The organism is Aureimonas sp. AU4, from assembly GCF_001463765.1.
In the GTDB taxonomy this organism is placed as follows: Bacteria; Pseudomonadota; Alphaproteobacteria; order Rhizobiales; family Rhizobiaceae; genus Aureimonas.
The window spans coordinates 51060-61888 of record NZ_BBWK01000019.1 but is presented as its reverse complement, the minus strand read 5'-3'; the positions used below and the strand labels follow the sequence as shown (position 1 = coordinate 61888).

At 69.2% G+C, this 10829-nt stretch carries 10 protein-coding genes; 4 read left to right on the top strand and 6 right to left on the bottom strand.

The window, feature by feature from the left end; all coding sequences use genetic code 11:
- From AUL35_RS07290 to AUL35_RS07280, 3 genes are all read left to right on the top strand, one after another.
- A partial coding sequence (locus AUL35_RS07290) for an ABC transporter ATP-binding protein (protein ID WP_062013538.1) occupies positions 1-1210 on the top strand: 1210 nt, incomplete at its 5' end.
- A complete protein-coding gene (locus tag AUL35_RS07285; RefSeq protein ID WP_062013536.1) occupies positions 1210-2268 on the top strand; it encodes an ABC transporter permease in 1059 nt (352 codons plus the stop codon). The genes AUL35_RS07290 and AUL35_RS07285, both read left to right, overlap by 1 nt.
- On the top strand, positions 2265-3209 hold the full coding sequence (locus AUL35_RS07280; protein ID WP_062013531.1) for an ABC transporter permease: 945 nt from the start codon (positions 2265-2267) through the stop codon (positions 3207-3209). The genes AUL35_RS07285 and AUL35_RS07280 overlap by 4 nt, the downstream gene beginning before the upstream one ends.
- On the opposite strand, the gene AUL35_RS07275 is transcribed toward AUL35_RS07280, so the two are convergent.
- The 6 genes from AUL35_RS07275 to AUL35_RS07250 all read right to left on the bottom strand — a co-directional run bounded on the left by AUL35_RS07275 (position 3145) and on the right by AUL35_RS07250 (position 9929).
- Entirely contained in the window at positions 3145-4275 is a 1131-nt protein-coding gene (locus AUL35_RS07275) for an ABC transporter ATP-binding protein (protein WP_082666176.1), read from the bottom strand. The two genes, AUL35_RS07280 and AUL35_RS07275, sit on opposite strands and share 65 nt — an antisense overlap.
- A gap of 70 nt (positions 4276-4345) precedes the next feature.
- Complete coding sequence (locus tag AUL35_RS07270; protein WP_062013530.1) at positions 4346-5662, bottom strand: alpha-glucosidase/alpha-galactosidase; 1317 nt, start codon at positions 5660-5662, stop codon at positions 4346-4348.
- 30 nt (positions 5663-5692) lie between these two features.
- The gene (locus AUL35_RS07265; RefSeq protein WP_062013528.1) at positions 5693-6535 is read right to left on the bottom strand and encodes a carbohydrate ABC transporter permease; all 843 of its coding nucleotides are present in this window, start codon (positions 6533-6535) and stop codon (positions 5693-5695) included.
- Between the two features lie 10 nt (positions 6536-6545).
- Positions 6546-7487, bottom strand: a complete 942-nt coding sequence (locus tag AUL35_RS07260) for a carbohydrate ABC transporter permease (protein WP_062013526.1) — start codon at positions 7485-7487, stop codon at positions 6546-6548.
- Positions 7488-7531: 44 nt separating this feature from the next.
- Positions 7532-8818 carry a sugar ABC transporter substrate-binding protein gene (locus AUL35_RS07255; protein ID WP_082666175.1) on the bottom strand — a complete coding sequence of 429 codons (1287 nt, stop codon included), beginning with the start codon at positions 8816-8818 and terminating at the stop codon, positions 7532-7534.
- 73 nt (positions 8819-8891) lie between these two features.
- Positions 8892-9929, bottom strand: a complete 1038-nt coding sequence (locus tag AUL35_RS07250; protein WP_192847063.1) for a LacI family DNA-binding transcriptional regulator — start codon at positions 9927-9929, stop codon at positions 8892-8894.
- A gap of 320 nt (positions 9930-10249) precedes the next feature.
- Here AUL35_RS07250 and AUL35_RS07245 point away from each other — a divergent pair, with 320 nt between their 5' ends.
- On the top strand, positions 10250-10777 hold the full coding sequence (locus tag AUL35_RS07245) for a CYTH domain-containing protein (protein WP_062013520.1): 528 nt from the start codon (positions 10250-10252) through the stop codon (positions 10775-10777).
- Positions 10778-10829 lie beyond the last annotated feature (52 nt).

Sequence of the window (10829 nt, the reverse complement as noted above, 5' to 3'; positions counted from 1 at the left end):
GGCGGGAACCGAGCGGCTCGTGTCCCTGCGCTCGGCGCGCGGGGCCGCCCGCCGCAAGCTCGCGGAGCTCTCGGAGCGCTTCGGCCTCGCGGTCGACCCGGACGCGCGCGTCGCCGACCTCTCGGTCGGCGAGCGCCAGCGCGTCGAGATCCTGAAAGGGCTCTACAACGACGCGCGCGTCCTGATCCTCGACGAGCCGACCGCCGTTCTGACGCAAGGCGAGGGCGAGCGGCTCTTCGCGACGCTGCGCCGCATGGCCGCCGAGGGCCTGTCGCTGATCTTCATCTCGCACAAGCTCGGCGAGGTCCTGGGCGCGGCCGACCGCATCGTGGTGCTGCGGGCGGGCCGCGTCGTCGCCGAACGGCGCGCGGCCGAGACCACCAAGGACGAGCTTGCCGAACTCATGGTCGGGCGCCGCGTCGCGCGCCCGAAGCGCGAGGGCGCGGACGTCGGCGACCTCGTCGCTCAGGCCAGCGGCGTCGACCTGACGCTGGGCGGCGTGCGCCGCTTGGCGGACGTCTCCTTCGAGGCCCGCTCCGGTGAGACGCTCGGCATCATCGGCGTCTCCGGCAACGGGCAGGCGGCGCTCGCCCGCCTTCTGTCGGGGCTGGCGGCGCCCGATCGCGGCACCTTGCGCATCCTCGGGCAGGACGCCGGACGGCTCGGGGCCCGCGCGCTGGTGGAGGCCGGCGTCGGCCGCATCCCGGAGGACCGCAACGCGGACGGGGCGGTGGGCGACCTGCCGATCTGGGAGAACGCCGTGCTGGAGCGCGTGCGCGAGCCACGCTTCTCGCGCCTCGGCTTCGTGCGGCGGGGCGCTGCCCGGCGCTTCGCGCAAGACCTGATCCGGCGCTTCGACCTGCGCGGCGGCACGCCCGACAGCCGCACGCGCCTCCTTTCGGGCGGCAACATGCAGAAGCTCATCTTCGGCCGGAACCTCGACCGGGTGCCGCGCCTACTCGTCGCCGCCCAGCCGACGCGCGGCCTCGACGAGGGCGCGATCGCCGCCGTCCACGGCGAGATCCTGGAGGCGCGCCGGCAGGGCGCCGCCGTGATCCTCATCTCCGAGGATCTCGACGAGGTGCTGGCGCTGTCCGACCGCGTCCAGGCGATCCACAAGGGACGTTTGGGACCCAGCGTCCCGGCGGAGAAACTCGACGCGCGCGCGCTCGGCCTGATGATGGCCGGTGAATGGGAGCACGCGGCCTGATGCGCATCGAACGCCGCGAGCATCGACCCGTCCTGTTCCTCCTTCTCGCCCCGCTCGGTGCGGTGGCGGTGGCGCTGGCCCTGTCCGGCGTGCTTCTGGCGCTGGCGGGCGCGCCGGTTCTCGACGCCTACCGGCGCATCGCGCTCGGCGCCTTCGGCTCGCGCCTCGCCGCGACCGAGACGCTGACGCGCGCCGCCCCGCTGATCCTGACGGGCCTCGCCGTCGCGGTGGCGTTTCGCGCGCGCATCTGGAACATCGGCGCGGAAGGCCAGCTCTATGCCGGCGCGCTGGTGGTGGCCGCGCTGGGCTCGGGCAGCGGTCTCCTCGCGGGGCTTCCGGCGCCCGCCCTGATCCCCGCGCTGATGTTGGCCGGGGCGCTGGCCGGCGCCCTGCTCCTGATCGGCCCGCTCCTCCTGCGCCTGCGCTTCGGCGTTGACGAGGTCGTGACGACGCTTCTTCTCAACTTCGTCGTGATCCTCTTCGTCTCGATGATGATCGAGGGGCCGTTGCGCGATCCCATGGCCTTCGGCTGGCCGCAGTCGGTGCCGGTCGTCTCCGATGCCATGCTGCCGAAGCTGCTTGCCCGCTCGCGCCTTCACTTCGGCCTCGCGCTGGCGGTCGGGGCGGCGATGCTCGTCCACGTCGTGATGAGCCGCACCGTGTTCGGGCTGGAGGTGCGGGCCGCCGGTCTCAACCCGGGCGCCGCGCGCTTTGCCGGCGTGCCGCTCGTGCGCACGCTTCTCCTGGCCGCGCTCGTGTCGGGCGGGCTCGCGGGGCTGGCCGGCGCGGTCGAGGTGACGGGCGTGCGCCGCTACGTCACCACGGACCTTTCGCCCGGCTACGGCTACAGCGGCATCGTCGTCGCCATGCTCGCCAACCTCCAGCCGCTCGGCGCCGTGGCCGCGGCGCTGTTTGCTGCGGCCATGTTCGTCGGCGCCGATTCCATGAGCCGGGCGCTCGGCGTGCCGAGCTTCATCGCCGACGTCACCGTGTCGCTGTCGCTCCTCGCCATGCTCGTCGCCCTTCTTCTCGTCAACTTCCGGGTCCGCCTCAGGTGAGCGCTTCTCTCGACATCCTCGCCTCCGCGGGTCTCTGGGCGGCGGTGTTGCGCATCGCGACGCCGCTCGTCTTCGCGACCCTCGGCGCGCTTCTGTGCGAGCGGGCGGGCGTCCTCAACCTCGGCATCGAGGGGATCATGACCTTCGGGGCGATGGCGGGCTGGCTCGCGGTCTTCAACGGGGCGGACCTTTGGGTCGGCTTTCTCGCCGCCGCCCTGTCGGGCGCCGCCTTCGGACTCCTTCACGCGCTCATGACCGTGCCGCTCGGCCTGTCGCAGCACGTCACCGGCCTCGGCATCACGCTGTTCGCCTCCAGCCTCAGCTACTACGTCTTCCGCCTCGTCGTGCCGCTCCAGTCGACGCCGCCCACGATCGAGCCCTTCCAGCCGGTCGCGGTGCCCGGCCTGTCGGACCTGCCCTTCGTCGGGCCCGCGCTCTTCTCGCAGACGACGCCCACCTACCTGGCGCTGGCGCTGGCTCTGCTGCTCGCCTGGATCCTCGGGCGCACGCCGCTCGGCCTTGCGATCCGCCTGACCGGCGAGAACCCGCATGCCGCGGAGGCGCAGGGGCTGGACCCGGTGGCAATTCGGATCGGCGCCGTGGTGGCGGGCAGCGCCCTGATGGGCATGGGCGGCGCGTTCCTGACGCTATCCGCCTTCAACAGCTTCTTTCCGACCATGGTGCAGGGACGCGGCTGGATCGCCATCGCGCTTGTGGTCTTCGCGGCGTGGCGGCCGGGGCGGGCCGTCGTCGGCGCGCTGCTCTTCGCCCTGTTCGACGCCTACCAGCTCCGGCTCCAGACCGTGATCGGCAAGGCCGTGCCCTACCAGCTCTTCCTGATGATGCCCTACCTCCTGTCGATCGCCGCGCTCTGCGTCACCGCGCGCCGCGCCCGCGTGCCCCAGGCCCTGATGCAGCCCTTCCTGCGCGGCGAGCGCTGACCGGCTCGCCCCAGGCGGCCAGCCTCTCGCCGTTCACCGCATCGAAGAGGTGGACGCGCTCGACCTCGGGCGCGATCGCGATCCGCTCGCCGGGCCGCGCGGTGATGCGCTCGCGGAAGACACAGGAAACGGTGGCCCCGCCGAGCTTCGCCACGACCTGCGTCTCGGAGCCGGTCGGCTCCACCACCACGATCTCGGCCGGCAGCCCGTCGGCTGCGAGGCGGAAGTGCTCGGGCCGGATGCCGTAGCGCGCCTCGCGGTCGCCGAGGGCGGCGGCCTGTGCGGGTAGCGGCAGGCGCAGGCCGGGCGCGACGAACTCCGCCCCCTCGACGCGGCCCTCCACGACGTTCATGGCCGGCGAGCCGATGAAGCCGGCGACGAACAGGTTCGCCGGGCGGTCGTAGAGGTCGAGCGGGGCGCCGACCTGCTCGATTCGTCCGTCGCGCATCACCACGATCTTGTCGGCCATGGTCATCGCCTCGATCTGGTCGTGGGTCACATAGACCGTGGTCGTGCCCAGCGTCTGGTGCAGCGCCTTGATCTCGGTGCGCATCTGGACGCGCAGCTTGGCGTCGAGGTTGGACAGCGGCTCGTCGAACAGGAACACGGCCGGATCGCGCACGATGGCGCGGCCCATGGCAACGCGCTGGCGCTGGCCGCCCGAGAGCTGACGCGGATAGCGGTCGAGCAGCGTCTCGAGGCTGAGGATCCTGGCCGCCCGCTCGACCTTCTCGCGGATCTGCGCCTTGGAAAGCTTGGCCAGCATGAGCGAGAAGCCCATGTTCTCGGCCACCGTCATGTGCGGGTAGAGCGCGTAGTTCTGGAACACCATGGCGATGTCCCGGTCTTTCGGCGGCAGGTCGTTGACGACGCGCCCGCCGATCCGCATCTCACCTCCGGTGATCTCCTCGAGCCCGGCGAGCATGCGCAGCAGCGTCGACTTCCCGCAGCCGGACGGCCCGACCAGGATCACGAACTCGCCGTCGCTGATGTCGACCGACACGCCGTGGATCGTCGCCACCGCGCCGTAGGATTTGCGCACGTCCCGGATCGCGACGTCGGCCATGCTGGTTTCTCCTCCCGTTGGATCATCGTGCCGGGCCGCCGGTCGCGGCGGCCCGGATCTGCCAGGCGTCTCAGGCCGCCGCGGCGCGGCGCTTGCGGGCGATGCCGGCGGGCATCGCGTCGCCGTGCGCCTCGATCATCTCGTCCACCATGGAGCGGATGTCGCGGATCGACAGGACGCTCGCGGTGTTGCGGTCGAGGACGGCCGCGCGGTGGACGCGCTCGGCATCGCCCTCCAGCGCCGCCTTGACCGTGAGGTCCTGCACGAAGACGTGCGGCGCGCAGTAGCCGGCGAGCTCGGGCGGCAGCTCGCCGACATGCACCGGGCGCAGGCCGTTGCGGTCGACGAGGATCGGCACCTCGACGCAGGCGTTCTCGGGCAGGTTGGTGATGAGGCCCGTGTTGCGCACGTTGCCGTAGATCACGCGCGCCTCGCCCGTCACCATGGCGTGGATGATCAGCGAGCCGTACTCGACCGAGCGCTCGATCGGGAAGGCCTCGCTGGCGAGCAGCTTGCGCCGCGTCTCGGCGTAGCGGCGCAGGTTGCGCTCGGAGCGGCGCACGTACTCGTCCACGGGCACGTCGTAGTCCGCGATCTCCTTGTCGGAGCGCAGGAAGTGGGGCGTGTACTCGGCGTTGTGCTCGGAGGATTCCGAGATGAACCGCCCGAAGACGCGCATCAGCTCGAAGCGCACCTTGTCCTTGGCCACGATCTCGGGATCGCGCGAGGCCTCCCACAGGCGGGGATAGGCGTCCTCGTCACCGATGCGCAGCTTCATGAACCAGCACATGTGGTTCACCCCGGCGCAGTCGTAGGACAGGCTCTCCACCGGCACGCCGAGATAGGTCGACAGCTCCTTGGCCGTGTTCTGGATGTTGTGGCAGAGTCCGACGACCTTCTGCTCGGGATAGGCCTCGTAGACGGCCTGCGTCAGGATGCTCATCGGGTTGGTATAGTTGAGCAGCAGCGCGTCCGGGCAGAGCTCGCGCATGTCGGCGACGAGCGCCGTCATGAAGGGGATGGTGCGCAGGCCCCGGAAGATGCCGCCGATGCCGAGCGTGTCGGCGATGGTCTGCTTCAGCCCGTACTTGCGGGGGATGTCGAAGTCGATCAGCGTCGCCTCGTGCATGCCGATCTGGACCATGTTGATCACGAAGTCGGCGCCTTCCAGCGCCGCGCGCCGGTCGGCGTGGAGTTCGATCACCGGGTTCGCCTTGAACTGCGCTGCGGTCCAGCGCGCCATCATGCCGGCGGTCTCGAGGCGCTCGGCATCGATGTCGTGAAGCGAGATCGTGACCTCGCGCAGCTGGTCGAAGTCGAGGATGTCGGTGAGGAGGTTCTTGACGAACACGACGCTGCCCGCGCCGATCATGGTGACCTTGAACATGGGATTTTCCTTCGTATGCGATGCTGAGGATTATTTCAGGCCGGTGCCGGCGATGCCTTGGATGAGCTGGCGCTGGAAGAAGGCGAAGATCACGAGCATGGGCACGAGAGAGAGGAGGGCGATCGACATGATGCTCGTCCACTCGACGTTGTACTGACCCTTCAGGAGGTTCAGCCCGAGCTGCACCGTGTACATGTCCTGGTCGGTCAGGACGATCAGCGGCAGGACGAAGTCGTTCCAGCGCCACATGAAGGTGAAGATGATCAGGACCGCGATGATCGGCTTCGACAGCGGCAGGACGATGCGGCGAAAGATCTGGAACTCGGTCGCCCCGTCGAGGCGCGCCGCCTCCAGAAGCTCGTCCGGAATGCCCAGCATGAACTGGCGCACCATGAAGATGCCGAAGGCCTCGGCCGCGCGCGGCAGGATCACGCCCCAGTAGCTGTTCAGGAGGTTGATGTCGGCGAGAAGCAGGAAGAGCGGGACGATGATGACCTGGATCGGGATCATCAGCGCGCTGATCACCGCGATGAAGAGGAGGTCGCGGCCTGCGAAGCGGAACTTCGCAAAGGCGTAGCCGCACAGGAGATTGAGGCTCACCGTGATGGCGACGGCGACCACCGCGATCACCGTGGAGTTCCAGGCCCAGTGGAGGAAGGGCATGGCGTCGAGGGCGGCGCGGAAGTTCACCCAGACCCAGCCGGTGGGAGCCAAGCTCGTTTCGCCCGAGAAGATCTCGTCGGCCGGACGGATCGCGGTCGCGAACATCCAGTAGACCGGGAAGAGCATGACGAGGGCGCCGGCCGCGAGCAGGAGCCAGAGGCCGAAGCGCTCGGCGCGGCGCGTGAGCGGACTTGCGTTCGAGACGATCATGGGGCGCTCCTCAGATGAACTGCTCGGTGCGGCGGTTCACGCGCCACTGGATCAGCGTGAAGACGAGCACGAGGGCGAAGAGCACGACACCCATGGCGCTGGCGTAGCCCATCTCCGAGGTCACGAAGGCGGCCTGGTAGATGTACTGGACGAGCATCGTCGTGGAGAAGCCCGGTCCACCGCCGGTCATCACGAAGATCAGGTCGAAGACCTGGAAGGAATGGATGACGTTGAGGATCAGGAGCAGGAACGTGGTCGGGCGCAGGAGCGGCCACGTGACGTAGCGGAACTGCTGCCAGCGCGTCGCGCCGTCGATGCGGGCTGCCTCGTAGTAGCTGGGCGAGATCGACTGGAGAGCCGCGAGATACACCACCATGCAGAAGCCGATGCGCGTCCACAGCGTGGTGATGATGATCGAGGGCAGGGCCCATTGCGTGGTGGAGAGCCAGGCGACGGGGCGGATGCCGAGATGGCCGAGGATGGCGTTGATGACGCCGTAGTTGTCGTTGAACAGCCACGCCGCGATCACGGCGGTCGCGACGCTGGAAATCACCACGGGCAGGAAGAAGGCGCTGCGCAGGAGCGTCCGGGCGAACAGCTCGCGGTTGAGCCCGATTGCGACGCCCAGGCCGATCGCAAGGCTCGTCGGCACGGTGGCGAGCGAGTAGAGCACCGTGTTGCCGAGCGCCTGCCAGAACTGCCGGTCGCTCAGGAGGCGCTCGTAGTTCTCGGTGCCGGTGTAGAGCGGCGTGTCGATCAGCGACCACTCGTGGAAGCTGATGAAGAAGGCGTAGAACAGCGGAAAGAAGATGAAGACGCTGAACAGGACGAGGTTCGGCGCGATGAAGACGTAAGGCGTCGCGCGCGCCTTGAAGCGTTGCCACCGGACGCCTTGGCGTCCGGTGGTGCGGGTTCCGGCCCGCTCCATGTCGAGTGTCGTGGCTTGCGTCATGGAGCGGTCCTTCCTCCGGTCGTTTGCGCGGACGGCTCTTGGGATCAGGCGACGAGGATGCGGCCTGCGTCGGCCGCGATGGTCTCGGCCGTTTGTTCGGGCGACTGGCCCGACGTGAAGGCAAGGTCGAGCTGATCGGCAAAGCGCGGGTTGAAGCGCCCCCAGGTCGGCAGCGTGACGGTGCGCACGAGGTGCTCGGGGATGGTCTTCGTCATCTCCACGAAGACGCGCATCTCGTCGGGGCGCAGCTTGTAGTCGATGCCCGCATCCACCAGCTGGCGGCGCACGGGCAGGAACTGCGCCTCGTTGACGAAGTCGCGCATGTTCGCCTCGTCGGTCAGAAAGCGCAGGAAGGCCGCCGCCGCCGCCGGGTCCTTGGCGTCGCGCGAGACCGCGACGCAGGTTCCGCCGAGATCGTCCGCCATCGCCTTGTCGCGCGGCAGATACGTGACGCCCCACTTGAAGCGGCTCGCCTGCGCCTGGACGAAGGGGATCTGCCAGTTTCCGTTCAGCATCATCGGGATGGTGCCGTTCACGAAGAGGTTCTGGATGCGCTCCGAGCTCTTGAGCGAGGTCGAGGGCGGCACGAGCCCGTCCTGGAACCAGCTCTGCGTCCAGCGGATCGTCTCGATGCCCGCGGGCTCCTGGATCGCGGAGGCCGAGAGGTCGTCGCTCAGGAGCTTGCCGCCGTGCTGGTAGAGATAGACCAGCCAGCGGTGCACCGCGCCGTTCTGCCAGCTCATGGCGAAGGGGTAGGAGCCGAGCTGCTTCTCCTTCAGCGCCTTGGCGTTCTCGATGAACCGTTCCCAGGTCCAGGCGTCGTCCAGCGACGTCGGCAGCGCGATGCCCGCCTGATCCAGCATGTCCGCATTGTAGTAGAGCGCGAACGTATCGGTGTGGTGAGGCAGCGCGAAGTGCGCGCCGTTCACCGAGACCGCGCTCCAGACCGCGGGCGTGAAGGACTCGCCCGTGTTGGCCTCCAGATAGGGGCTGAGGTCCACGGCGGCCTTGCCGGAGGCGTAGCGGCCGACCTGCTGGTAGGTGACGCGGAAGAGGTCGGGGGCCTGGCGACCGGCGAGCCGCGTGTCGACCTGCTGGTAGAACTGGGCGAAGGGCATGACGTCGAGGCGGATCGTCGTGCCGGGATTGGCGGCCTGATATTTTGCGATCACCGCATTGTAGGCTGCGACCTCGGCGTCGCTGCCCCAGACCGCGAACGTCATCTCGCGGCTCTGCGCGAGCGCCGGACGGGCCAGGCCCCCCGTGGCGAGGCCGGCGCCCAGCGCCAGGCTGGATTTCAGGATGCTGCGTCGATCGATCAATCGTGTCATGGGCTTCCTCCCGAAGCGTTCAGATGAAAAGGGTCGGGGCCGCCGCTTCCCCCCGGCGGGCCCTTGCGTCGTCTCAAGGGGCGGGATGCTCCAGCGCCCCGCAGGAGCCGCGCACCATGAGGCGCACGGGCAGGCGATGGGCCTCGCCGACGGCGGCGCCCTCTTCGATCGCGCGGATCAGCGTCTGCGCGGCCAGGCGCCCGAGCGCGCCGCGCGGGCTGTCGACCGTGGTCAACGGAGGCGCCGTGAAGGCGCCGATCGCCAAGCCGTCGAAGCCCACGACGGCGAAGTCGCCGGGCACGCGGAGCCCTCTCGCGCGGAGTTGGGACAGGACGCCGACCGCGAGCTGGTCGTTGTAGACGAAGGCCGCGGTGGGACGCTCGCCCCCCGCCAGCAGCAGCCTGTCGAGGGCCGCCGCGCCGCCTCCCATCGAGTTCTCGGTGACCACGACGAGATCGCCGTCGAAGGGAATTCCCGCCTCTTCCAGCGCCCGCCGGTAGCCGTCCATGCGGCTGCGCCCTTCGGCGGCAGGCCGCAGCCGCTCCGTCACGTGGCCGATGCGGCGGTGCCCGAGGCCGACGAGATGGCGCGTGGCGAGGTATCCGCCCTCCGCCAGGTCCACGCTGATCGAGCTGATCGCCGGATCGGGGCTCTCCTCCTGCAGGACGGCGACCGCCAGCCCGCGGGCGCGCAGGAGATTCAACTCCGGGGACGAGCAGTTGTCGTGACCGGCCACGATGATGCCGTCGCAAGCGGCGCCTTGAAGGAGGCTGGAGACACGAAATTCCTCGCCGGCCCGGATCGGAATGACGGCGACGGCGTAGCCGCTTTCGCGCGCGGCCTCCTGCGCGGCGTTCACGACGTCCGAGAAATAGGGATTGTCGATGGTCGGCAGAATCAGTGCGATCAGCTTCGTGCGGCGCTCGCGCAAGCTGCGGGCGGCGTGGTTCGGGGTGTAGCCAAGCTGCCGGGCCGCCTCGATGACCTTGTCGCGCGTATCGGGCGAGATGCGCGTGACGCCCGCCTTGCCGTTCAGGACCTGCGAGACCGTCGTCTGCGATACGCCGGCTAGACGCGCGACGTCAGCGCTGGTCGGCGCTCGCTTCGTCACGGATCGGGGTCTCGGCTTCATCATTTCGCGCTGCAGCATTGCTAAAACGTATTAGCAAGGTTGATGGAGCCCACGAGCTTTGTCAACTCACCAGCGCGCGAGACCGGATCCACCGGAAAGAAGGCCACCCCTCGTCGGGTCGGCGCAGGGCGAAGCGTGGCGCAATTTCGCTCGCGGGTTTGGATCAGGCGCCCACCCGACGCGTTGGGGTCGGCGGCGGCGACGGACTAGAGGAGGGGAGACTCCCCGGACCGTTCCGTCCCGTGTTAAAGACGCAGGCCGACTTTCGGCATTTCGGCCGGTACGGAGACGATGGCGGAATGCATTTGGAAATCGAGCGCAAGTTCCTGGTCACGGGCACCGGATGGCGCGAAGGGGCGACGAGCCGCAGGGCCTTGCGCGACGGCCTCGTCAGCCAGGGGGCCAACGGCAAGGTGCGCGTGAGGCTCGACGGCGATCGGGCCTGGCTGACCGTGAAGGGCGCGCGATCGGGCATCAGCCGAACCGAGTTCGAGTACGAGATCCCGGTCGCCGATGCCGAGCACATGTTCGCCAATGTCTGCAGCGGCTCGATGATCGAAAAGACTCGCTTCCTCGTGCCTCATGCGGGCCATGAATGGGAGGTGGACGTCTTTCAGGGGCCGCTCTCCGGGCTCGTCTGGGCCGAGGTCGAGCTCGAGAGCGAGACGCAGGCGATCACGCTGCCGCCCTGGGCCGGCCGGGAGGTGACGGGCGACCCGCGCTTTCGCCACGCGAACCTCCTGATGCTCTGCGCCCATGATCGCGGGCGGATCGGCCTGTCGGAGCTCCTGCGGGAAACGGGCGAGCGGCGCATGCGAGCGTCCTGACGGTCCCGCCGACGGGGCGGCCTTCATCGCGTTGTCATGGGGCTCAGGCATG